21 protein-coding genes are annotated in these 24,458 nt (G+C 56.7%); 5 read left to right on the top strand and 16 right to left on the bottom strand.

The features are described from left to right. Positions 1-8: 8 nt before the first annotated feature. From HZB49_RS00515 to HZB49_RS00505, 3 genes are all read right to left on the bottom strand, one after another. Complete coding sequence (locus tag HZB49_RS00515) at positions 9-2,345, bottom strand: xanthine dehydrogenase family protein molybdopterin-binding subunit (RefSeq protein ID WP_291608477.1); 2,337 nt, start codon at positions 2,343-2,345, stop codon at positions 9-11. An 86-nt stretch (positions 2,346-2,431) separates the two neighbouring features. After that, positions 2,432-3,115: a TetR family transcriptional regulator gene (locus tag HZB49_RS00510; RefSeq protein WP_291608476.1), complete on the bottom strand. Its 684-nt coding sequence runs from the start codon at positions 3,113-3,115 to the stop codon at positions 2,432-2,434. A gap of 25 nt (positions 3,116-3,140) precedes the next feature. Then, a complete protein-coding gene (locus tag HZB49_RS00505) occupies positions 3,141-4,340 on the bottom strand; it encodes an ABC transporter substrate-binding protein (RefSeq protein WP_291608475.1) in 1,200 nt (399 codons plus the stop codon). A 257-nt stretch (positions 4,341-4,597) separates the two neighbouring features. Between HZB49_RS00505 and HZB49_RS00500 the strand changes: the two genes are divergently transcribed. Beyond that, positions 4,598-5,131: a helix-turn-helix domain-containing protein gene (locus tag HZB49_RS00500; RefSeq protein WP_291608474.1), complete on the top strand. Its 534-nt coding sequence runs from the start codon at positions 4,598-4,600 to the stop codon at positions 5,129-5,131. Here HZB49_RS00500 and HZB49_RS00495 read toward each other — a convergent pair. After that, entirely contained in the window at positions 5,118-6,179 is a 1,062-nt protein-coding gene (locus HZB49_RS00495) for an aldo/keto reductase (protein ID WP_291608473.1), read from the bottom strand. The two genes, HZB49_RS00500 and HZB49_RS00495, sit on opposite strands and share 14 nt — an antisense overlap. 490 nt (positions 6,180-6,669) lie before the next feature. On the opposite strand from HZB49_RS00495, the gene HZB49_RS00490 reads away from it, so the two are divergent. Beyond that, a complete protein-coding gene (locus HZB49_RS00490) occupies positions 6,670-8,658 on the top strand; it encodes an acetoacetate--CoA ligase (RefSeq protein WP_291608472.1) in 1,989 nt (662 codons plus the stop codon). 345 nt (positions 8,659-9,003) lie between these two features. Here the strand turns inward: HZB49_RS00490 and HZB49_RS00485 are convergent, their stop codons facing one another. Beyond that, on the bottom strand, positions 9,004-10,248 hold the full coding sequence (locus HZB49_RS00485) for a cytochrome P450 (RefSeq protein WP_291608470.1): 1,245 nt from the start codon (positions 10,246-10,248) through the stop codon (positions 9,004-9,006). Positions 10,249-10,279: 31 nt separating this feature from the next. Then, positions 10,280-10,600 (bottom strand): 2Fe-2S iron-sulfur cluster-binding protein, encoded by a 321-nt coding sequence (locus HZB49_RS00480; RefSeq protein WP_291608469.1) that lies wholly within the window; start codon positions 10,598-10,600, stop codon positions 10,280-10,282. Positions 10,601-10,753: 153 nt separating this feature from the next. Between HZB49_RS00480 and HZB49_RS00475 the strand changes: the two genes are divergently transcribed. Continuing rightward, positions 10,754-11,815: an AraC family transcriptional regulator gene (locus HZB49_RS00475; RefSeq protein WP_365856140.1), complete on the top strand. Its 1,062-nt coding sequence runs from the start codon at positions 10,754-10,756 to the stop codon at positions 11,813-11,815. Positions 11,816-11,864: 49 nt separating this feature from the next. Here the strand turns inward: HZB49_RS00475 and HZB49_RS00470 are convergent, their stop codons facing one another. Beyond that, on the bottom strand, positions 11,865-13,427 hold the full coding sequence (locus HZB49_RS00470; RefSeq protein ID WP_291608467.1) for a fatty acid--CoA ligase: 1,563 nt from the start codon (positions 13,425-13,427) through the stop codon (positions 11,865-11,867). A 173-nt stretch (positions 13,428-13,600) separates the two neighbouring features. Beyond that, on the bottom strand, positions 13,601-14,542 hold the full coding sequence (locus tag HZB49_RS00465; RefSeq protein ID WP_291608466.1) for a LysR family transcriptional regulator: 942 nt from the start codon (positions 14,540-14,542) through the stop codon (positions 13,601-13,603). 171 nt (positions 14,543-14,713) lie between these two features. Here HZB49_RS00465 and HZB49_RS00460 point away from each other — a divergent pair, with 171 nt between their 5' ends. After that, positions 14,714-15,172 (top strand): MaoC family dehydratase, encoded by a 459-nt coding sequence (locus tag HZB49_RS00460; RefSeq protein WP_291608465.1) that lies wholly within the window; start codon positions 14,714-14,716, stop codon positions 15,170-15,172. On the opposite strand, the gene HZB49_RS00455 is transcribed toward HZB49_RS00460, so the two are convergent. The 7 genes from HZB49_RS00455 to HZB49_RS00425 form a co-directional block, all read right to left on the bottom strand. Continuing rightward, complete coding sequence (locus tag HZB49_RS00455; RefSeq protein ID WP_291608464.1) at positions 15,169-15,957, bottom strand: SDR family oxidoreductase; 789 nt, start codon at positions 15,955-15,957, stop codon at positions 15,169-15,171. The genes HZB49_RS00460 and HZB49_RS00455 overlap by 4 nt on opposite strands. Before the next feature lie 54 nt (positions 15,958-16,011). Next, positions 16,012-16,803, bottom strand: coding sequence for a crotonase/enoyl-CoA hydratase family protein (locus HZB49_RS00450; protein WP_291608462.1), 792 nt, complete (start codon positions 16,801-16,803; stop codon positions 16,012-16,014). Between the two features lie 164 nt (positions 16,804-16,967). Beyond that, positions 16,968-18,068, bottom strand: a complete 1,101-nt coding sequence (locus HZB49_RS00445; RefSeq protein WP_291608461.1) for an NADH:flavin oxidoreductase — start codon at positions 18,066-18,068, stop codon at positions 16,968-16,970. 69 nt (positions 18,069-18,137) lie between these two features. Then, positions 18,138-19,337: an ABC transporter substrate-binding protein gene (locus HZB49_RS00440; RefSeq protein WP_291608638.1), complete on the bottom strand. Its 1,200-nt coding sequence runs from the start codon at positions 19,335-19,337 to the stop codon at positions 18,138-18,140. A 114-nt stretch (positions 19,338-19,451) separates the two neighbouring features. Then, positions 19,452-21,047: an AMP-binding protein gene (locus HZB49_RS00435; protein ID WP_291608460.1), complete on the bottom strand. Its 1,596-nt coding sequence runs from the start codon at positions 21,045-21,047 to the stop codon at positions 19,452-19,454. A 505-nt stretch (positions 21,048-21,552) separates the two neighbouring features. Then, positions 21,553-22,542 (bottom strand): quinone oxidoreductase, encoded by a 990-nt coding sequence (locus tag HZB49_RS00430; protein WP_291608459.1) that lies wholly within the window; start codon positions 22,540-22,542, stop codon positions 21,553-21,555. Between the two features lie 46 nt (positions 22,543-22,588). Further along, positions 22,589-23,380: an NAD(P)H-dependent oxidoreductase gene (locus tag HZB49_RS00425; RefSeq protein WP_291608458.1), complete on the bottom strand. Its 792-nt coding sequence runs from the start codon at positions 23,378-23,380 to the stop codon at positions 22,589-22,591. 155 nt (positions 23,381-23,535) lie between these two features. Here HZB49_RS00425 and HZB49_RS00420 point away from each other — a divergent pair, with 155 nt between their 5' ends. Then, entirely contained in the window at positions 23,536-23,928 is a 393-nt protein-coding gene (locus HZB49_RS00420; protein ID WP_291608457.1) for a helix-turn-helix domain-containing protein, read from the top strand. Positions 23,929-23,999: 71 nt separating this feature from the next. On the opposite strand, the gene HZB49_RS00415 is transcribed toward HZB49_RS00420, so the two are convergent. Next, positions 24,000-24,404 carry a helix-turn-helix domain-containing protein gene (locus HZB49_RS00415; protein WP_291608456.1) on the bottom strand — a complete coding sequence of 135 codons (405 nt, stop codon included), beginning with the start codon at positions 24,402-24,404 and terminating at the stop codon, positions 24,000-24,002. Positions 24,405-24,458 lie beyond the last annotated feature (54 nt).

Raw genomic sequence — 24,458 nt, 5'->3', positions numbered from 1 at the left:
GGACTAGCTTATGAACTGGCGTGCTGAAGAGCTTGCCACAGTCGATATGGCGTCGCCGGCATATCAAAATGATCGATACCCTTGCCAGCCAACGCGTTCAAAACTGCATTCATCGACGCAGGAAGCGCGCCAGCCACACCGGATTCGCCCGCCCCTTTCACGCCAAGAGGATTGTTTGTGCACGGGACAACGTGAAGAGCGGTTGTTATCGACGAAACATCGCTCGCACGCGGCATGAAATAGTCCATCAACGAGGACGTTAGCAGTTGCCCATCACTGTTATAAACGACCTGCTCACCAAGCACCTGTCCGAGGCCTTGCACGACACCACCGTGAATTTGTCCACACACGGCGGCTTCGTTCATCACGTTGCCGACATCGTCGACGGCTGTAAAGTTAACGACCGCTACAACACCCGTGTCGGGATCAATTTCAACCTCGCAGACATGACATCCGTTCGGAAACGTCAGTTGTGGCGAAACGAACTCGGCCACCGTGTTGAGAACCGTTTCGTCAAGATCGCCTTCGAGTGATGACGCTTTGGCCGGAATATCAAGAATAGAGAGCCTTAGGTCGGTTCCTGCGATCCGATAGTGCCCATCCCGATATTCAATGTCTTCCTGCGCGCTTTCAAACACGCGCGCAGCGATCGGGAGTCCCTTCTCAATCGCCTGTCTACAGGCCAAGACCGCTGCATTTCCTGCCATCATGAGTGACCGCGATGCAAGCGAAGGCAGCCCTTCGTGGATTTCATCGCTGTCACCTTGAATCAGTTTTACGCGATCAACCGGCACGCCTACCTGAGAAGCGATGACATCGTACATGGTGGCATTAAAACCCTGCCCCATCTCTTGCGCACCCATACGAACTTCCAGATAGCCATCCTTGCTAAATCGAATGTCCGCCTTCTCGTTAAGGATCGCACCTGCAACCTCAAGAAAGCAACAAATTCCAATGCCGCGTATCTTACCGCGCGTCTCCGCCTCGGCGCGACGCTCCGGAAAGGTTCGCCAGTTCGACAGTTCTAGCGCCTTATCCATAACGGCTTCGAACTCGCCGCTATCGTATATAGGTCCAACAGCCGTCTGATATGGAAAAGCGTCCGTGCCGATAAGATTGCGTCTTCGCAGTTCAACGCAATCTATCTTCATTGATCGTGCCGCCGCCTCGATGAGGCGCTCAACAACATAGATAGCTTCAGGCCTTCCCGCTCCTCGATATGGACCTAACGGGACCATATTTGTCAGAACAACTTTTGCTCCCATTTCGATGGCGGGGATCTTATATACGCTTGAAAGACAATTCTTGGTGTTCACTGTCGAAAAAGCTGTTGTGAAAGGGGACGTGTAAGCTCCAAGCCCGATCATGTTATTGACTCGAAGCGCCAGGATTCGCCCCTCAGCGTCGAGCGCTATTTCACCGTGAATGATATAGCCGCGCCCCTGAGTATCGCTGAGAAAGCTTTCTAATCTGGAATTCTTCCACCTCACTGTCCTGTTCAGTTTCTTGGAGGCGTAAAGGATAGCAGCATACTCGGAGTATGCTTGTATTTTCATTCCAAACCCGCCACCGACGTCGTCCGTCAGTACACGTAATGAATCGACGGGAACCTTAAGAACAGACTCCGCGATGACTTTACGAACGACCGCGACGCCCTGGGTGGCAGTTATTAGAGTGAACCGTCCGCTCTGCTCATCCCAATTAGCAATACCCGAACGTGGCTCCATTGATACCGCGGCCACGCGGTCGTCGTTCAAGCGAATGCGCTCGATGTGATGAGCGCTCTTGAATGCAGCTTCAACGGCCTCCAGATCGCCGCTGGTCCAGTCAAGCACGATATTGCTGGGAATGTGCTCGCTAAGCTGTGGAGCACCAGGCTTCATTGCATCCTCGATATTCAGGACCGGCCTAAGCGGCTCGCAATGTACAAGAACCGCCTCTGCGGCGTCCGCCGCCTGATTCTCGGATTCAGCTACAACAATCGCGACTGGCTCACCCGAGTGTTTCACGCGGTCGACCGCCAGGACCGGCGCTGTCGCCACCAACATTGGTTTTCCATCGCGACCTATTGCGCTTGCGAGAATAGGAAATTCGCCGATGCCATCGGCCGCAAGATCAGCGCCGGTAAAAATCGCGAGTACGCCGGGCATTTTTGCAGCGTCTTTAATATCGATAGACCCGATGATAGCGTGGCTTACCGTGCTACGCACAAAAACCGCATGGACTTGCCCAGGGACCCTCACGTCATCCGAGTATCGTCCTTGACCTAATACGAGTGAAAGCTTGCCGCTTTTCGCAGCACCTCGATCACTGCCAAAAGCGATTGACTTGAGATCTACACTCATTGTTTCTTTCTGACACACTGATTTTGTGGAAGGCAACGACAGCACCCACCCGCTGCACAAACGGTGGCGACAATTCACACGGGCGCTCAACCACTCTGATCTGGCACCAAGCCGTCGTCCGCCGACAGTCCACCGATCACAAACGATACAAGCGAGGAAGCCACGTCCGGATCATCAACGTCGATCCGACCATTCGACAGTCGCCTCATGCGGCTGCCTCCGGCAGGATCAGAAATGGTAAAGACAACAGTACCGACCATAAACTCGTATCGCCTGTAAAACTTGGAAGCTTCCACAGAAGGGCACGCGAGCGAAAAGGCCTCAATGAAGCGCTTCGCCATCGGATCGAAATGACGCTCCACAATGACCTTAGTTAGCGAGGTGGGAGCAATGCGACTCTGAAGTATCAGGCGAGCGAGCAACTTCCCATCTGACCCTGGCTCGAAGTACGGCCGTATGAACGCGAGCACAATATCCCGCAAGGAAGGGGGTCTACATTCGTTCCGCGCAAGACTTAGAAGGCTCTCGAGGTCTGAGAGCCTTTTGATATTAATGCGCTGAGATAACTGCTCAAAAATTGCTTCCGAAAGAGCCGTTTTCGAACTAAAATAATAATTCACCGCGGCGATATTAACATTCGCGAGCTCTGTTATTTCTCGGATAGATGTTTCCAGGCCATTTTTTGCGAAGAGTTCTTCAGCGGCATTCAGAATGCGCGACCTGATCTCACTGTCTTCTGCAATTGCTTTAATCATTTTGGCGGCTTTCACTGCATTAGGCGGCTCTTGAAACCACCTATCTATCTGAGCCGCCGACAACGCCGCCGATCCTCTCCCAGCTCGTCCCGGTCCATCGCTGTAACTGGAGAAGCGTGATCGCCTGGTTGTTATCGGGGCCCGTATTCACTTGAATCCCTGGGAGAACCAAGGGTAGAGTCAAATTTCTTAAGTTGCGGGCCTGCTTAACAATGTTCGCCCGCGAGAGGTCATCGCCGCACTGTTTTAAGACTTGCTCAAGAAGTCGTGCTTGCTGCATTCCCAGCATGTAGGGCGCATCCGCCGGATCTGCCGATGGCAGATGCTTCGCCAGAAACGCCACGTAATCCTTCACTCCAACGTCGTCTTTCCATTTAGGATCATTTGGATCCTTGAATAACGAAGCAGTCACGACACCCGCCGACTTGTCCAAGCCCGCCGGCGTGAGCGTTGCGGAAACCGAGTTAGAAACCGAGTTGATAATAACCAGAGGCTTCCAGCCCAGCTCATTGACCTTGCGGATGGTTTGCGCGGCGAATCGAGGAGAACCAGCAAAAAGGAGCACATCGGCACCCGAGCTTCGGAGAGTTATCACCTGTGAATCGATCGTAGGATCAGTTATGTCATAGGATGCGGAGATTACCCGGTTGGCGTAATCTGCCTTGAGGTAGTCCTTGAAAGCCACAAGGAAATCTTTTCCCAAATCGTCGCTTTGATACAGGATCGCGATTTTCGCAGTCGGGAGCGTTTCGGCGATATACCGTGCGTAAATTTTTCCTTCTTTGAACGAACTCGGAAGCCCAGTGGTCGTGTAAGGATATTCGTCAGTGTTTGTGAATTTGGCTGCGCCGCTAACGATAAAGAGACCGGGCACTTTCTTAGCGGTAAGGTACTTCGCCGTTGCGGAATTGCTGATTGTTCCCAACTGACTGAACATAAACGCGACCTGATCGCTCTCCACCAGTCGGCGCGTGTGCTCTATGGCTTTCGCCGGATTGTAAGAATCATCCAGAGCGATGAATTTGATTTTGCGGCCGTTAATTCCACCTCGCTCATTGAGCGCGTCGATGTAAGCAATAATTGCTCGCCCAACGTTTCCCTGAGGCGAGGCCGGACCGCTAAAAGCAAATGTCGATCCGATTTTGATTTCAGATGAACTGATACCCGGTTCTTCTGCTGAAAGAGCGGGGTGAATTGCAATGCTGAAGGTCAAAAAGAATGAAGCAAACCAGCGAAACATATTTACCTCCAGACAAGGCGGCCAAAGGGAGGCACGCTCTTTCTTAAAACAATCATTTCAAATGACCATTTGAAATGATTGTTTGAGTTTGTCAATGCTTTTTTCTGGTCGCTTCGGAATTGATGATGCCCCAGCGCCGCCCGCAGGACCGCGCTTTTGCTATGATTTGATGCCGTTAGCGCGGCACCTTTTTATGTATGATAGCGAGGGCCTCCGCCGGTGGAACGGCGGTTTGAGTCTCTAGCACTGGACGTCGCTTGAAACGCAAATCATTCGAAAAATCACGCTGCTCAATTGCCCGCAGTCTCGACCGCGCGGGGGATTGGTGGACCATCTTGATCATGCGCGATATTTTTGAGGGGCTTTCACGGTTTGACGAAATTGAAGCGAGCCTTAGGATCAGCCCTGGAATTCTGTCACGTAGAATGTCCGCACTGGTGAAAAATGGGTTGCTCAGAAAGGTGCCCTACAGCAAAAAGCCGCTTCGGTTCTGCTACGAGCTCACATCGGTTGGTCGAGATTTTCAGCCGGTGCTCCTTGCTCTGTTTGCCTGGGGCCATCGACATTTTGCGGCCGCAAAGCCGAGCACAAGGCTAATCGACTCACGGACTGGAATTGATGTTGACCTAGGACTGATGGATAAAAGAACAGGCATGCCCATCACCGATGATGTGCATGCCTTTGTTCTTGGTCCGGGGGCGGACGATCGGATTAAGGCGAAGTACGCCCGGCTTCGGCCCTTTTCGGTCCCCAAAGCATCTAAGCCCAAGCCCCTCATCAAGCCACGGTGAACTTGGGATAGTCGAACAACTCGGGCTTGCCACCGCTGAGTTTGGTTCGATAATAGTCGTTACCGATCATCTCATGAGGAACCCCTAGTGCAAATGCGCTCGCCTGCTCGAGCTTTTCGAGCTGCTCTATACTTAGAGTAACAGTTAATGCGTCTAGGGTGTCGTTAAGCTGATCAATGGTACGTGGGCCCAGAATCGGAACGATACCCGTGGTCGATCGCGCAGACCGCGCTCTCAGCCATCCGATCGCGACATGCGTGGGCGTGCGTTCGATTTCTTTTGCAACATCAAAGAGCGCATCAATGATTGCTGTGTGACGCTGCTCGGTTTCGCGGTGAACTAACACACCCAAACTTTTCGCTCGCCCTTCCGGACTCGAACGATATTTGCCGGTGAGCAAACCACCGCCGAGCGGGGACCATGTGGCCACGCCCAGGCCGAGCGCTTCGGCCATGGGCAAAAGCTCACGCTCTGCCGTGCGTTCGACCAAGCTATATTCAATTTGGATAGCAACGATCGGTGCCGCCCCCCTTAAATCGCTAATCGTGGCCCCTCTGGCGGCTCGCCAAGCGGGAAAGTTAGATAGGCCGGCGTGTAGGATCTTGCCCGCCCGCGCAAGATCGTCGAAAGCACGCACAATTTCCTCCATCGGGGTCATGAAGTCGGGCATATGCACCCAGTAAAGATCGACGTGATCGGTCTTCAAGCGCTTGAGACTCTGCTCAAGCGAGTAAATCATATTCTTGCGGCTATTTCCGGTTTTTGAAAGCGTAGCTTCTTTATCGGCGCTTTGAGTAAACTTCGTTCCGATAACGAACTCCTGGCGCCGACCCGCTATGAATTGCCCCACCAATTCCTCGGACTCGCCAAATTGATAGTTTTCGCTAGTGTCGATGAAATTTCCTCCGGCGGTTACGTAGGCGTCAAACATCACCCGCGCATCCTGCGCTTGAGAGCCATAGCCCAACCTATTTCCGAAGTTACCACCACCGAGAGCAACCTCGGACACTCGCAATCCCGTCTGCCGGCCAAATGTTTTATATCTCATAATGTCCCTCCCATCATTGCTGGGCGTTACGGAATGCCCAACCGATTAATCTAGCCCAAGAAAACAGCCTTGCGCCCCAAGAGGCCGCAGCCCTGCCCGAAAGCGTCTCGAACGAATGTAATGGATTGTCATCCATGCAGGCCGCTTCAGCAGCCTGCCCACCGACATTGATACTATCATAGTATCAACAATCTTTTATGTTGCATGTCAACAGACCTGCCCTGTATGCGGGTCCATGCTTCGCGCTTTGACACGTCAAGTGCCAACAAATGGCTGGGTACACCTTCGGGGGATGTGTCGTTAAAAGAGAGTTTCGGGGGAGACGAAGGACCATGCGGGCAAACTTGCTGCAACACGCGATGACACAAAGGCGCGCTGTGGAATCTGCAGCTCCGTGACTGCGCACGGCGCTATTCTTGCTTCCGGTCCGTTGATACCATAATAGTACCAATACCAGATCTGAGATGATTACTGGGCTACGGAGTGAAAAATGAGCGATTTGAAATTGTTGTGGGAGCCGTCTGCAGAAACAATCGCGAATGCGAGGATAACTCACTTCATCTCATTTTTGCGAGAAGAAAAGGGTTTGCATTTCTCGGACTATCCTGCGCTACACCGCTGGTCCGTAAACGATCTCGAAGGGTTTTGGGAATCAGTTTGGAAGTATTTCGATATTCAAAGCGATGCTCCTTACAAGCAAGTGATCGCGGGTTCTCACATGCCTGGCGCGAGATGGTTTGAAGGATCTAAAGTCAACTACGCCGAACATATCCTACGCGGCGAACAATCTGGCGATCCGACGCGACCAGCGATTGTAGCTTATTCGGAGACTCGCCCGAGTGTTACTCTAAGCTGGGGAGATCTTTGTGCCAGAGTTTTGCGCCTCGCAACGTCATTGAGGCAGCTTGGCATAGGTAAAGGAGACCCAGTAGTATCCTATATGCCGAACATTCCAGAAACTGTCATAGCTATGCTCGCTACAATTTCCATCGGGGCTGTGTGGGCATCTGCGGCTACCGAATTCGGGACGTCAGCCGTTATTGATCGGTTTGCCCAAATGCGGCCGAAGGTTTTGTTTGCAGTGGATGGCTACCGTTTCAACGGAAAGGATTATGACAGAACCACGCATGTCGAACGAATCATCGCTGAGCTTCCGTCTCTCGAAACGGTAGTTTGGCTACCGTATCTGCGCTCGGACGCCGAGGCGCCGAGCAAGTTGTCCGTGCCTTATGCCGATCTTCTCGCGGGCCCAGCAATCGATCGGCAGAGCTTTAAATTTGAGAGAGTGGACATCGATAGTCCTTTATGGGTGCTTTTTTCATCTGGGACGACAGGCCTCCCTAAAGCCATTGTACACGGCCATGCCGGAATGATTGCCACCCACTATGTCAGTGCACTTCATTCCAATTTTCATGAGGCATCCCGCATTTTTTATTACACCACCACCGGCTGGATGGTCTTCAACGTACTTGTTAGCGCGTTGATGACAGGAGCTTCCATCGTCACCTACGATGGTAGCCCCACCTATCCAGAGCCGGACGTTCTTTTCGATATTGTCGCCAAGTCAAAAGCGACCGGATTTGCAGCCAGTCCTACTTTTATTCAGGGCCAGCGCAAACTTGCCACCAAACCCGGCGTCAAGCACGATCTCTCCTCCGTCAACTACATGATGGTCACTGGTTCGCCCGCGCAGCCAGAGGATTTTGAGTGGGTTTACGATGCAGTAAAGAAGGACGTGTGGATGTCGGCCCCGTGTGGCGGCACTGAAATTTGCAGCGCTATTGTCGGCAGTATTCCTACCCTACCCGTCTACGCCGGGGAGATTTCAGCGCCTATTCTTGGGATAGACGCAAGAGCCTTCGACCCTCAAGGTAACACAATCGTAGATGAAATCGGAGAACTAGTACTCGCGGCCCCCGCACCATGCATGCCGCTTCATTTTCTAAACGATCCAGATGGACGTAAGTATTTCGATAGCTACTTCAACGTTTTTCCCGGAGTCTGGCGACATGGGGACTTCGTGAAGTTCGATAAAAAAGGCGCGTCCGTCGTCTATGGGCGATCGGATTCCACGTTAAATCGTCATGGTGTGCGCATTGGAACAGCCGAAATTTACAGATGCATAGAAGCATTACCGGAAATCGCTGATAGCATTGTTGTTTGCAACAAGGACAAAGAAGGTCGGGACTACATGTCGCTTTTTGTCGTGCTGAATTCCGGATTTGCACGCAGCGACGGACTAGTCTCCAAAATCGCAAATACCCTGCGTACGAATTGCAGCCCTCGGCATGTGCCAGATTCGATCCGAGTCGTCGCCGGCATCCCTTACACCCTGACGGGCAAGAAAATGGAGATTCCTGTTCGAAAGATTCTCGAAGGAGCATCTCTGGCAACAACAGCCAATCCAGATTCAATGAAAGACCCGAGTGCGCTTGACGATTTTCTTAGGTTTGCCCAAGAGTCTCAATTGGCACCGTAATTGCCGCGATCGCTGATCCGATTAATCAATATCTTTATCAGTTAGATGTTGATTGATATCTGGCCTCCACTGAATTTACCTCACGCTATCCTGACGCAACGATGGGGCTCGCATAAACCGTCATTCCGCTGCAGGGCAGTACTGCTGCCTCGGCGTGGCAAGGCAATGTCGCTGGTTACGAATGAGCATATCTGTTCATCCCTCGGTAGTCCGGACTAGCGATAGTTGACACATAACGAGTTTTAAGGCCGTGGTAATTGGACTGACTTAATGGCCCCCCAGCCGACTTGTTGCGCCGTTAGTTCAACGTTGGCGCGGCCGCATTCCGCATTCTCGTTTAGCTGCCTAAGCGGCAATCCGCACAGGCAACGCGGAATAACCGTGCACGAAGTTCGACGATACCCGCTCTGGTTCGCCCACGACGTTTATGTCGAAGCGCCGCGACAACATCTCCTCCCACAATATCCTGATCTGCATTTCGGCAAGACGGTTACCGACACAGCGATGGATACCGAAGCCGAAGGAGATGTGCTGCCGCGGGTTCTTGCGATCGATGATGAAGCTGTCGGCATTCTCGATCACTTCGTCATCGCGGTTTCCGGAGATGTACCACATGATGACCTTGTCACCCGCCTTGATCTCCTTGTTGCCGAGGTTGGTATCGACCAGGGCGTTGCGGCGCATGTGCGAGAGCGGCGTCTGATAGCGAATAATTTCGGATACGGCGCTCGGGACTAGGGCAGGATTGCCGCGCACCTTGCGCATCTGATCAGGGTTCTGGTTCATGAACCACACACCACCGCTGATCGAGTTGCGCGTCGTGTCGTTGCCGCCCACGATCAGGAGGATCAGGTTTCCAAGGAACTCCCGCGGTGCCATGTTCCGGGTCGCCGGCGAATGCGCCATCATCGAGATCAGGTCGGAGCGCGGCTCTGCACTGATGCGTTCGTTCCATAGCCGCGTGAAATAGGCCAGGCATTCAGACAGTATCGAGGCGCGCTTCTCCCAGCTATCGATCTCCTGACCTGCCTGCGGAATGGTCGTTGCCACATCGGACCAATAAGTCAATAGCCGCCGATCCTCGAACGGAAAATCGAACAACGTGGCCAGCATTTGCGTCGTCAGCTCGATCGAAACCTTGTCAACCCAGTTGAAGGTCTCGTTGCGCGGCAGGCCATCAAGAATGGCGCTGACGCGGCTGCGGATCAAGCCTTCAAGCTTGGCGAGATTGCCTGGCGCCACGATCGGGCTGACCGTCTTGCGCTGCTCGTCGTGTTTCGGAGGGTCCATCGCGATGAACATCGGATTGCGCTCCTCCTCCGTCCGATCGATAATGGTGATGTTGCTCACTTCCGACGAAAACACCTTGTGATTGGTATCCACCGCCATGATGTCGCGATACTTGGTCACCGACCAGTACGGGCCGAACAGGCTGTCATTGCAGTAGTGAACGGGATCTTCCTTTCGCAGCCGCTCGAAATATGGCCAGATGGTATCGTTCTGAAAACGACTGGCTTCACTCACATCGAGTCTGTCGAGCGGAATCGCATAGGCGTCATCGCGAACGCGTTCCAATGAAATGTTGTTCATGGCTTCCTCCCTGATGTCGGCTTTTCAATTGTCAGTGCTGACCTGCGGGCATTCGCACCACTAGGCCGTCAAGCGCGTTTGTCATCTTGATCTGGCAGGCAAGCCTGGAGTTCGGTTCCGTGGCCGACGCGAAGCCGAGGAGTTCTTCCTCGGTCGGCGTTCGCTCACCTGTCTGTGGCAACCAGGCTGAATCAACAAAGACGTGACAGGTTGCACAGGCACATTGCCCGTCGCAGTCGCCGTCGATGCCGGGCACACCGTTATCAACCGCGGCCCGCATCACGCTCGTGCCGACGGAGACCTCAATTTTGTGCTCGCTTCCATCGAATTCGAGGAACTTGACTGTCGGCATGATGTCCTCCCGCGGTTTTCGTCGCGTTTGCGCGTTTTGATCAGACATACCTGTTTGGTGGATGTTCTGGTTTGCCATCTGGGACACACACTTTGCTTTCTGGGACATTGAGAATAAGGTCGCCTGCGGCACAGACCAGCGGGGTCTCAGGCTTTGGCTCTTCCAGCAAATCGCTTTCGCGCCGCAATATTGACGGGCTATGTCGACGTCGCGGAGTCGCTTGGACTCGATGCGCGTCGATTGATCAAGAAGTTCGGTCTGCACGGGTTGAACCTGTCCGATGCCAATACTCTAATTCCCGCCGGCCCCGCGGCAGAGCTCCTGGAGCACTCGGCGGCTGTCGCAGGTGCGGAGGATTTTGGCCTGCGAATGGCGGCCAAGCGCAGCCTCGCCCATCTCGGCCCCATCGGGCTTGTCGCTCGCGAGCAACCAACGCTCCGTCACGCCCTCAGGATGTTCGAGCGGCACTTTCGGCTCTATTCGGAAACGGTGATCCTTCGTCTGGAAGATCACGACGGTGTGGCCAGCCTCAGCTTCCAGCTCGTCATGGCTACCAGCGGGAGACTTCGACAAGTAATCGAAGCCGTCGTGGGAGCGGCGTTCCGGACGGTGGATACGCTTGCCGGCAATGCCTGGATCCCGGATGGGATCAGTTTTTCGCACCCGGCGCCACAAGGACGGACCATCCACAACAGCTTTTTCAATACTCGTCCGCATTTCGGGAATGGCTTTGACGGCATTCTATTGCGGGCCGCCGATCTGGATGCGCCGATTTCGACTGCAGACCCGGTCATGGCCCGCTACGTTCGTCAATATCTGGATGCGATGATCGCTCAGCCCGATCTCACGATCGATGCGACGGTCCGGCAGCTGGTATTCACCCTGCTCCCCTCCGGGCGGTGTACGAGCGACGGGCTTGCCAGCCATCTGGGGCTCAATCGCAGAACGTTGCACCGCAGGCTGGCGTTACGCGGCGAGACAGTTTCCACTATCATCAACGATGCACGCATTGAGCTCGCACAGCGTCATGTCAAGACCGAGCGCAGATCGCTCACTGAGACGGCTCAGTTGCTCGGGTTCTCCGGCTTGCCGACGTTCTCCCGTTGGTTTCAACGGCAGTTCGGCAGCAGCGCGACGACGTGGCGCAAAACCGACATCCCGGCTCCCACACGCGGGGCGCCGACTATATCCCGCGTCGTAGCTCCAGGGAAATAATAATAGAGAACCGAGCCGGTTCCGCTGTGCAATCAAGCGTACCACCGCTTCAGTTGACCCTCCGCTCATATCCTTTCCAATAGCGCTCGCGCAGCAATCGCTTCAGGATCTTCCCGGACGGATTACGGGGAAGCTCGTGGACAAACTCGATCGACTTCGGGATCTTGAACCCCGCCAGTCTTTCTCGCGCGAAATGCAGTATGGCCGCCGGGTCCGCCGAGCGATCCGGTTTCAATACGATGAGGGCCTTGACGGCCTCGCCCCACCGGTCGTCAGGGACACCGATGACGGCGACGTCGGCGATATCCGCGTGCCCGTACAAGGCACTTTCGATCTCGGCGGGGTAGACGTTCTCTCCGCCGGAAACGATCATGTCCTTCAAGCGATCGTGGATGTACAAATAGCCATTTTCGTCAAGGAACCCGGCATCACCTGTATGCAGCCATCCGTTCCTGAGGGTCCTCGCGGTGTCGTCGGCCCGATTCCAGTATCCCCTCATATTTTGCGACGAGCGGCACACGACTTCACCCACCTGTCGGGCCGGCAGGGATTTTCCCGAAGCGTCGATGATCCGCAACTCGACGCCTTCGATAGGGCGGCCGCATGACCTAAGGATCTCGTCCTCGCCGGCAGAATGGTCTGCGGCTGCCAGAACGGTGATGACGCCGGTCGTTTCGGTAAGGCCATAGACCTGGAAAAACCCCGTATGCTTGAACACCCGGAGCGACTTCCTGAGAAGTTCGAGCGGTATCGGGGACGCCCCGTAAATAATCTGCCTCAGCGACGAGAGATCGACTTTCTCGACGTTGCGCTCAGCGAGCATCGCCAACAACATCGCCGGGACGAGAAACGAGATCGTAGCCCGATCACGCTGTATCGTTTCGAGCGCCTGAGATGGAACGAACTCGCGAAGCACGATCGTCTTAAGGCCCGCCATCAGCCCGAGGACACCGGTACCAACCCCCGCTATGTGAAACAACGGCATTGCAAGCAGCATGACGTCGTCGGACGACCACGCCTTCCAGTCGTCAACCGCCTGCAGGGGAAAATTTGCGTGAGAAAGCTGAACGCCCTTTGGATAACCGGTCGTGCCGCTGGTGTATAGCTGCACGCAGACGTCATCCGGGCTAACCGGCAAGCCCGGATCCGATCGGGGTTGGGCATCGCGCCACTTGGGGTATATCGAATTCAGCACGATGATTTGGCGAACGGTATCCAATTGGTCCCGGATTGCGGAGATGATTTCTACGAACCGTTCGCCGACGAAGAGAACTTCGGCTTGGGCATCGTTGATTGCGAAGGCAATCTCGGGAGGCGCCAGCCTTGCATTGATCGGGACCAGAACCGCGCCGACCTTGGCCGCTCCGAGCAGAATTTGAAAGAAAATGTCCGAATTCTTGTCGAGGATCGCAATACGGCTCGCCGACCGCACACCCGTCGCCACAAGGCCGTTGGCGACTTGATTGGATAATTCGTCGAGGGTCCGGTAGGTTGTCTCGCGCCCTTCGAAGCTCAGGGCGACGGCGTCCGGAGTACTCACGGCGTAGCGTTGCGGAATTTCCGCGATCGTCTGGACCGGCTTTGACAGCAAGGCCCCATCCGATTCGATCATCAATCCCTCCCCCATTATAGGTTTTGGGGTACACGATGGCCGGTAGGGCACATGGAAGGTAGACAAATTCTGGATTAGCGTTATTCAGCGCAGAATGACCTGACCGCCGGCCTCGCACGTTTTACAGCCGATCCGATTGCTAAAATGCGGGCGACGGGACCATGCGAGCGACTTCAAGCCTTGCGTTTGGTCGGCCTCCGGACCGTGCCCGCGAGCCATTCCCTTGAGGAGGCAAACTCTGCTTCCAGGAACCGTCGGACCTCTCGGGTCATTTTTCTAAGATCGCTCTCACGTCTGCGGAGCAGCCAAACGTTCATCGTAACAATCTCTTGCGGCAATACCTGGACAAGCCCCTCGGCTTGCGCGAACGGCACAGCAAGAAGCGCAAGCCCTAGCCCGCAACCGGCGGCGGCAAAATGGTTAGCCACCGGATTGACCCGAACAACGCTGCGAGCGCCCGCCGCCTCCGAGAAATACTCCAATAGGTGCCTCTGGTTCAGCCGAACATTGCGGAAGGAGACAAAATCGGTCGTATGGCCGATGATGTCGTGATCCTTCAACTCGGGCAAGGACCGTGGCGCGGAGCGTCCGGCAAGGTACTGCTCGGAAGCAAATATCCCCATCGGTATATCGGCAACGCGCTTTCCAATGAGATCGTTCTCGCCGGGATCTCCCATCCTGATGACGTAATCCAGATCGCTCGTGGCCACGCTCTGCTGGTTCACCGTCGAGATTATTTCCAGATAGATCCGGCTATTGCGCCGCCGCAGCTCCTTAACGCGAGGCAGCAGCCAGTGCTTGGTCATGCCTTCGGTCGCCGATATCCTGACCACTGACGATCGCTGCCCGACCCGCGAACGCAGATCGCGTTGAAACGACTCGAATGCGAGCATCATATCGCCGGCCGAGCGCTGCAGGTCTTCGCCTTCCTGCGTCAGCTTCACACCGGATGAGGCCCGAAAGAACAGCGGTGCGGCCACGTAACGCTCCAGTTCCTTCAGACGTCTGCTCAACGTCGGTTGGCTCATACCGAGCTCGTGCGCGGCACGGTTGACGCTTCCGGTTCTCGCCACCACGGAAAACAAGCGAAACAGATCCCAGTTTGCCTCGGTCACGCCATCATCCTTCGAACATTGCTTTGAGTTGTTGGCCTCGGGAACGCCGAGCGAAGACCATCGGTGCGCGACCGTTATTCAATATTGCGCCCCCCGTTCAACATAATCGTCATGGTCTTCTTGCGGTACTTCGGAATATGCCAATACTCAATAGAACAACGGATACTAGCGATGGCAAAGGTCACACTTGCGGCGATCAGGGATTTCATAGGCCAGGATCTCGGCAGGTCCCATTGGGTCACCGTCGACCAGTCCATGATCGACCAGTTCGCGGCATGCACTGGAGATAGACAATGGATCCATGTTGACGCGGAGCGAGCGAGCAAGGAAAGTGCCGCAGGCGGCACAATTGCCCACGGCTTCCTGAGCCTGTCGCTGATTGCACCACTCGGCATGGACCTGGGGCTCGCTCCGGTTGATGCATCTGCCGTCTTTAACTATGGCCTGGACAAGGTCAGGTTCCTGACACCGGTAAAATCGGGCAACCGCGTTCGCCTTCAGCTTTCGATGACCAGCGTCGAGCCGAAAGACAACGGACGCTTGCTGATCAAGGGCAACGCGATACTCGAGATCGAGAACAGCGAAACGCCGGCCCTGGTTGCCGAGACGCTGACGCTGGTGGTTCCCTAGCCCGATATCACCGAAGTTAGACCGCCATCGACGGCAAGGATCTGACCGGTGATGTGCTTGCCGGCGTCGCTGGCGAAGAGAACCGCGGCGCCTTTCAGATCGTCATCATCGCCGATGCGGCGCAGCGGCGCGCCGGCGGCGAGCTTTTCGACACCGACAGCCTCGATCGTGCCCTTCGTCATCCTCGACGGGAAAAAGCCGGGCGCCAGAGCATTGGCCGTAATTCCGTAGCGCCCCCAACTACCCGCCAGGGCCCGCGTGAAATTTACCACCGCGCCCTTGCTCGTATTATAGGCAACCATCTGCATATCCCCTGAACTTCCGAACAGGCCGGCGATCGAAGCAAGGTTGATAATGCGACCATATTTGTTGGGGATCATCGAGTGCTTCGCAACCTGCTGGCTGAGCACGAACAGCGAGCGGATGTTCAGATTCATCACCTTGTCCCACGCCTCGATCGGGTGATCCTCGGTCGGTGCGCCCCAGGTTGCGCCCGCGTTGTTCACCAGAATGTCCACCCGGCCGAGCTTCTTGATCGTTTCGTCCGCGAGTCGCTTGACGTCTTCGTCCTTGGAATTATCCGCTGCGATCCACTCCGCCTTGATGCCGAGACCTGCAAGATGCGCCTGGGCCTTTTCCAGGTCGGGCGCCTTGCGAGAGGAAATCACGACACGAGCCCCCTGCTCACCTAGCGCCTCGGCGATCTGCAGCCCAAGGCCGCGCGAGCCACCCGTAATAAGCGCATTCTTGCCGGTGAGGTCGAATGCCTTCTTGATGCTTCCCATGGTCAAATCCTCACGCTTGTGGGCGAAGTTCTACTCTGCGTTTCCGCCGACATTCTATTTGCCACGAAACACGGCCGAGCGACGTTCCACGAAGGACTGGATGCCCTCCTTCATGTCTTCGCTGCTGAAGACGCGATCCTTGATCTTGGGAATGTAATCGATCGCAGCTGTCTCGCCGGCCTCGATGTATTTCAGTGCGGCTTCCTTGGTCACCTGAATGCCGATCGGCGCGTTCTTCGCGATAAGTTGCGCGATTTCCATCGCACGACCCACCTGCTGGCCGGGAGCGACGACTTCCTGAACAAACCCGATTTTGTGCGCACGGGCCGCATTGAACTCGTCGCACAGGAACAAATGATACATCGCATCTCCCCAGCCGGCCCGGGTCAGATAGCGAAAGTGGGCTCCACCGAGTGGCGCGATCCCGCGCTTGGATTCCATCTGGCAGAACCGGGCGTCATCGGCCGCCACGACGATATCGCCAGCCAGCATCATTTCGATGCCGATTGTGAAACAGATCCCCTGCACTGCCGTCACAATTGGCTTGCGGCAACGGCTTTTCAGCGCGAACGCATCGACGTTCCCAGGCTTGATCTCGGTATTCTCGGCCTTGGGTCCGAAGAACTTCGGCATATCAAGCCCGGCCGTGAAATCCGGGCCTTCGGCACAGAGCACCCCAACCCAGTAATCGTCCGTCCGGTCGAGAAGCGTCATCGCATCCGACATCTGCGCCATCATCTGCGGACTGAAGGAGTTCTTCTTCGCCACGTTGTCGATGATGATCTTGAAGACATGCTCGTGCACCTCGGTGCGTATCTGACCGACTTGAGTTTTCGTCTCGCTCATTTGCTACCTCCGAATTTTTTCCAGGCGACTGCGCAACGACATGGGGGCTGCAACCGACTATTCTTTGCCAACCAACTTGGAACGGTCGCCCAAGCATTGGCTACATAAACCTTGGATGGCTCTTATTCAGTGGCGATGCGCCCCGGCTCTAGACCTTCCGTCTCTCAGCTCAGCGCCGCGAACGCCGTCCGTTCGAACGCCATCAGTTCTTCCGTCCGGCCGTCACGTACCTTCAGTAGCCACTGCGGGTCCTGAAGCAGCGCTCGGCCCACGGCGATGAGATCGAACTCCTCGCGATCGAGGCGGCGGATCAACTCGTCGAGGGAAGCCGGACGGGAACTCTCGCCGCCGTACGCGGCGATGAATTCGCCGGTCAGGCCGACCGACCCGACCGAAATGGTCGGCACTCCCGTTACTTTCTTCGCCCATCCGGCGAAATTCAAATCGGAGCCATCGAACTCCGGCTCCCAGAAGCGCCGTTGCGAGCAATGCAGAATGTCGACTCCCGCGTCGACCAGAGGTTTGAGCCAGGCTTCCAGTGCGCGAGGCGTATCGGCAAGCTTCACTTCAAAGTCCTGCTGCTTCCACTGGCTGATGCGGAGCACGATCGGAAAATCCGTTCCGACCGATGTGCGCACCGCGTGGACGATATCAGCGGCAAACCGGGCCCGGCCGGGCAGGTCCTTGCCTCCGTAAGTATCCTCGCGGCGATTGGTACCCTCCCAGAAGAACTGATCGATCAGATAGCCGTGCGCGCCGTGCAATTCGACGGCGTCGAACCCCAGGCGCTTCGCCGCAAGCGCCGCATCGGCGAAAGCGCGAATGGCGTCTGCGATGTCTTCCTCGCTCATCGGCTCGCCGAACTTCTTCTCCGGTCGCGACAGGCCGGACGGAGTGTCGTAGGCGCCGGGAGGAGACCAATCCTGGGCGCGCGTGCGAACGGCGCCGACATGCCATAGCTGCGGTGCCATCAGGCCACCCGCGGCGTGTACCTCGTCAACCACAAGCCGCCACCCCGCCAGCTCCTTCTCGCCATGAAAGCGAGGAACATTCGGATCGTTCAGGGATGCCGGACGATCAACGCCCGTCCCCTCCGATATGATTAACCCGACCGCTCCTTCGGCACGGCGGCGATAGTACCGCGCGACCTCTTCGGTCGGAATTCCGCCTGGAGAGAATGAGCGCGTCATTGGCGCCATCACCACCCGGTTCGGCAGGTTCAACCCTTTCAGCTTGAAAGGCCGGAAAAGTGCGTCGCTGGACATTCGCGCTCCCTGATTCAGTTAGTCGCTTTGCGGCTCCGATCACCGCATTGCTTCATTCAAAAGGCAAGCTCACTTTTCCTCGGCGCTGAGAACCTTGCCGAATTGATCCCACGTGCTGCCGTTCCAGCGCTGCAGCTGCAGCTGCGTGTACGCCATACTGCTTTCCGGGCCCGTGTTGATCGTAACACCCGGTATGAGAGTGGGAAGCGACAATCCGCGTATGCTCCGCGATTGCTTGACAATGTTCTCACGCGAAAGATCGTCTCCGCACTGCTTGAGCACCTGCTCCAGGATCTGTCCCTGCTGCGTACCGAACACATAATTGGCGTCCCCGATGTCCGCGCCCGGCAGGTATTTCGTGAAATGCTCACGGTACCATTTGATGCCGGGGTCGTCGGCCCATTTCTTGTCATTGGGGTCCTTGAGCATTGTTGCCGCGACAATGCCAACCGCCTTTTCCGGCCCGGCCGGGACGATGGTTGAAGAGACCGAGCTCGACACCAGATTGATCAGGAAGAGAGGCTTCCAACCAACCTCATCAGCTTTCTTGATAGCCTGAGCCGCGAACTTCGGCGTGCCGGCAACCAGGAACGCCTCAGCGCCAGACGCCTTCAACTTCACCACGTGGGAATCGATCGTCGGCTCCGTCACTTCATAGGAAGACGCTACAACTTTCTTGTCGAACTCCTCTTTCAGGTAGCCTTTGAATGCATTGACGAAGTCCTTACCCAAATCGTCGTTCTGATACAGGATCGCAATCTTCGCACCCGGCCGGGCCTGGGTGATGTATTTCGCGTAAATCCGCCCCTCCGTGTCATAACTCGGCAAACCCGTGGTGGTCATCGGGAATTCAGCGAAGTTCGTGAACTTGGTCACGCCGCTTACCACGAATAGATGAGGCACCTTCTTCGCGTTGACGTATTTGATGGTGGCGCCGATGCCGGGAGTACCGAGCGGACCGAACAGGAAAGCCACTTCATCGCTTTCGACAAGCTTCCTGGTCTGCTCCACCGTCTTGGGCGGACTGTAAGCATCGTCGTAGGTGATGAGGTTGATCTTGCGGCCGTTGACGCCACCGCGCTCGTTGATCGAATTGATGTAAGCGATCAGCCCCTTTCCGGTATTGCTGAGCGGCGAGGCGGGACCGCTAAACGGGAAAGTGGCCCCCACCTTCACCTCGTCTTTGGTAACGCCAGGCATTTCCGCACGCGCGTTCGCGCCGACAATCGTCACGCCGATCGCGGCTGCTAGTATAGACTTCCTGAACATCGACTTCTCCCTTGTGCGGCGACGGGCTGCGTCGCTCATCAATCGTTGAATTTCCGTAGCGGCCTCGGCGACCGACCCTGGTGCGGCTTCGCCGCATCCCTTGCAGTGCATCACTCAGCCCGCGGCTGCGGCATCGGACACCTTCCCGGCCGCCCGTTCGATCGCCATCTCTCGCAACTTGTGTTTGAGTATTTTGCCGGTGGAGGCAGAAGGCAGAGCGTCGAGCACGATCAATTCGGTCGGACGCTTGTACGAAGTGAGCTGTTGGGCCGTGTATGACTTCAGCTCTTCGGCGCTGACACTGGCGCCGGAGAGAAGCTGCACGAACGCGACGACCTCCTCGTTGCCATCAACCGGTCGTCCCACCACAGCTGATTGGACGACTTGGTCGTGCGCATTCAGCACCGCCTCCACCTCGGCGGGATAAACGTTGAAGCCGGAGCGGATGATGAGTTCCTTGGTTCGGCCGGCGATGTAGAGATGACCCTCGCCGTTCACCCGGGCCAGATCCCCTGTGTTGAACCATCCCTGGTCATCGATCGCCGCGGCGGTCTGCTCGGGAGAGCGATAATAACCAAGCATCACGTTGGGGCCTCGGACGTGCAATTCGCCCACTTCGCCGGTCGCCACCTTCTTGCCCTGCCTGTCCACGATCCGGTGCTCGATACCGGGAAGAAAGGGGCCGACCGATTCGTCCGAGACGGGGTGTTCTGAACGGACACCCGACAGGCCCGGCGAACATTCGGTTATGCCGTAATTGTTCAACAGCGGGATTCCGAATTCGTCCTCGATCCGCTTCTTGAGATCGAGGTCGAGCGGAGCGCCGGCGACGGCTATGATCCGCAGCTTGCCTCGTTCGAGTCGTTGGATGCCCTTGACCGCCTTGTGTTCGAGCAGACGCTGATATGTGGCGGGCACACCGAACAGGCTCGTAATTCCCTCCTCGGCTATGGCGTGGGCCAGCGCAGCGGGGTCGGCCTTGGCCACAACATACAACGTGCCGCCGTGCATCAGCGTGGAGATCAGCAGGATCGAATACCCGACGATGTGGGACATCGGCAGCACGCCGTAGATGCGGTCGGCCGGACCGCTCTGGCGAAGGATTCCCGAAGTCTTTCCGGTAAAGAGCAGATTGCGGTGGCTCAACATGACTCCCTTCGGAGCACCGGTCGTGCCCGAAGTGTACAAAAGGCCCGCGACCTGACGGGCGCCGTCCTTCTCGACGGGCTCCGCTTGCGCATCCGCATTGGGAGGACCAATGCCGATTCCACCGAATGGCCCCACAGCGCCAACTTTCGCTCCGACGCGGCTGGCGTGATCGGCGGCCTCCTTCGAGAGCGCCGAGTTGAACAGCACGCGTCTAGCGCCGCTGTGCGTCCCGATCAGGTCGATCTCCCTGGCCGAGAGGCGGGGATTAACCGCAATGCCCCATGCATCAAGCTTGCTCGCCGCGAACAACATCGCCCCCAAGGCCACGCTGTTCTCGCTCGCAATCATCACGCGATCTCCAGGCCGGATCCCCAAATCGGCGAGATCCTTCGTCGTGGCGTCGACAGCCTCCGAAAACTGTCGGTAGCTCCACGAACGCCCCCCTTCCACGAAGGCCGGATGATCCGGCATGTCCCGCACGAACGGCGCGTAGACCTCGTGCACCCTGGACGGCAGGCCATCCAGCAATTCGGCCGCAGTGATATCGTCCACGCTCCTCATGCCACCCTCCTCGCGCCTTGCTGTCAGGAGCGCTGCGCGGCCCCCTTCGAACGAGCAGGTCCGCCCTTCACTTTCATCGGTTGAGCAAGTAAATAGTTCTAAAATAGAACTGTCAAGCTGAATTGGTATCCGATACCCGTAAAGCAAAGATATCTCTGCGTACCTCATTAATACCTATTTGGAATTTAACACTCTGGACGTAAATCGTTCGGAGAAATCTGCGAGATATGACGCGCTTTGGGAAACGCAGTGCTCGTTGGCACGCATAGCCGTGGTATTCGGCGCTCGTTGGAGTCTGCTGATCCTGCGTCAATGCCTGCTTCGCGTGCGCAGGTTCGAGAGGTTCGGCACAGCCATAGTTCGTTGGCGGTTCGCAACAATCGCCTCGTCGCCATACCGCTGCGGCATCAATCGCCACGCGAACACTGGCTGAAGCTGGCAATTGGCCCAGTTGAGCCGCACGGCGCCAGCTCTCTGGTGCCGTGCGGTGAAACATCTCGACGGCTCAGGCATCGATCCAGGGCTGCAGCACAACTTTGCCCGTGGTCTTTCGGCCTTCCAGAAGCCGATGCGCTTCCGCCGCCTGGGAAAGGGGCAGAACCGTGCCCACCTGCAGCGACAGCTTTCCGCTCATGATGAAGCCGAAAATCTCACCCAGCGTGGACTGGATGAGGTCCGGAAAAGCGAGATATGCGCCGATGTAGAAGCCGGTCACGGTGTAGTTTGGAACCGTGAGCTGCCATGGCTCGATCTGGGCCGTCTTGCCGCTCGACTGGCCGATGAAAATCATTCGGCCAAAAGGCGCAAGCGCGTCAAGCGCCTGAGCGACGGTTTCACCGCCAGCGGTCTCCAGCACCACGTCGACGCCGCGACCGTCCGTCAGCTCCCGAACCTTCTTTGCCCAGCCTGGCGCCGTGTAATCGACGGACGCATCAGCACCGAGACGCTCGGCAATTGCCCGCTTCTCGGGCGTGCTCGCGGCAGCGATGACCTTGCCGGCCCCATACAGCTTGGCCAATTGGACCGCAAAAGACCCGACGCCACCGGCCGCAGCTTCGATCAGCACGCTTTCCCCCGGCGCGAATCGCGCAGCGTTACGAAGCGCGAGAGCTGCGGTCAGCCCGTGCCCCACGATCGCCGCCGCCTGTACGGCTTCAAGGCCGGGCGGGCGCGGTATGGCCCTTTCTGCCGGCACGCAGATGTATTGCGCGTAGCCACCCGCGCCGGGCGTTGCAAGAACCGGAGTTCCGACTGCAAGCGACGTGACCCCTTTTCCAATCGCGGCGATCGTGCCGGCAACTTCGGCTCCCAAAATGAACGGAGGGGGTGACGGTTCCGGGTACTTGTCGCCGCGTCGACGCATCACGTCAGCGAAATTGAGCCCGACGGCTTCGACTTTGATCAAGACTTCTCCGTCCTTGGGCGTCGGGTCAGGCACATCCTCATAGACAAGGACTTCAGGGCCGCCAGTTTTGTGGAATCGAACTGCTTTCATGTTTTCTCTCTCTGCGTTTGAGGATGCAGCGGCGACGTGCCCCGCCCTACTTGGAATCGCTGCGGTGCGCGTCGAAGCCGATCACGCCCGGCGCCAATTCGGAGCGCAAGGTCAGTGCCGGGATCTCGTAGTCGCCAAAATTCTGGCGCCGGAACGGGATAGGCTCGATAGTGAATAGCTCATCCATGCGCTTCTCGATCGCGGAAGCGATGGCTTCATATTGATTGTCGTCGACCCGACCGCGGCCAATTCCATAGCTGACGAACGCCGGCAAGACCGTGAACCCGGGGTAGTGCAAAATTCCGTGGTGGATCGGAAACAGCAGGTCGTCGATGGGGCCGTTGATACCGCGCGGGCCGTAATGCGAAGTCCAGCCCCCGGCGGTGACGACCAGCATCGCCCGCTTGCCGGTCATCAGGCCTTCTCCATAGCGGTCGCCCCAACGCAGTTTCGAATGCTCGCCCACACCGTAGGCAAACCCGTATGCGTAGACGCGTTCGACCCACCCCTTGAGAATCGCGGGCATCGAGAACCACCACAGCGGGAACTGCAGAATGACAGCGTCAGCCGCTAGAAGCTTTTCCTGTTCGGCAGCGATGTCTGGACTCTGCTTGCCTTCCTTGTAGGCCTGTTTCGAATCCAGCATTGGATCCAGCCTGGCTCCGGGCTCGCGATTCAGAAAATCATCTCCGTCCAGTACTGCTTTCCACCCCATTGCATAAAGGTCGGAGACCTCGACCGAGTGCCCGTTGGCCTCGAGTCTCTTGACCATGAGATCAAGCAACGACGCGTTCAGTGACTCGGGCACCGGATGCGCGTAGATGATTGCGATCTTCATCGAAGCTCCGTCGCTGACTTGAGAATGCCGATTCTGAAGCGGTGATGCATGTCAAACGAACTGTCGAAATTGTCGTTGCCGCGAACAAGTATACGCAATATACCTAGCGTCAATTAGGTACTTTGAATCGCCCAGGTATCCTCGAGGAAACCGCCATGAGAAAAGAAAGCAACGCGAGAAATGCCGCCTGCCCAAGCCGCTTGGTCCTTGACCAGATTGCCGACAAGTGGTCAATCCTGATCCTCGCTGCATTGAGGTCGGGTCCGTTGCGATTCAACGCCCTGAAGCGCGAATTGGACGGAGTCACGCAAAAGGCCCTCACGGAGGCACTAAGACGTATGGAGCGCAACGGCATCGTTGCGCGTCGCGTCATCCCCGTATCGCCGGTCGCCGTTGAATACAGCATCACGCCCCTGGGACGCACCCTGAAGAAGCCGTTCCAGGCCCTCTACAACTGGACCGTGGAACACCGAGCTGCCGTTGATAAAGCGCGTCGCGCGTTCGACGGGAAGAACCTGAGCGAGCCGGCACTGGAAGCAGCGGAGTAACCGCTTCCCTACGCTCCACCTACGACCATGTAGTCACCCAAGAGGCACGCCGGTTCGTCCGTCCGGCTCAATTATGCTGGCTCTGTTTGCGAAACGAGGCCTCTCACGTCGACCGATGCTGGCGATGTAGATGCCACGTAGCATGCGCTTGGCTGCCGATCTTCGGGCGCGTGGTGTGGCTGAGGGACCCCTTCAATTGACCCCCCATATTGCTTGCCCCAGCTCCGAAGCGAAAGCAGTACAGGCCCGAGGCTCTGGCCGAAGGCGGAGATTTCATATTCCACCTTCGGAGGAATCTGCGGATAGGCATGGCGCACGATCACGCCATCAGCCTCCAATTCGCGTAGCTGAAGGGTCAATATCCTCTGCGTGGCGTTAGGAATGGCTCGGGACAGTTCCATGAACCGCTTCTTGCCAGCGAACAGATGAAACAGGATCAGCGGCTTCCACATGCCGCCAATGACGGACAGTGTCACTCCGACTGCACATCCGCTTTTCGCGTCAAACCTTTTTGGACGCATGGAGACCTC

The sequence above is a fragment of the Bradyrhizobium sp. genome, assembly GCF_016219575.1.
Lineage (GTDB): Bacteria > Pseudomonadota > Alphaproteobacteria > Rhizobiales > Xanthobacteraceae > Bradyrhizobium.
This window is presented reverse-complemented; position numbering and strand designations above follow the sequence as displayed.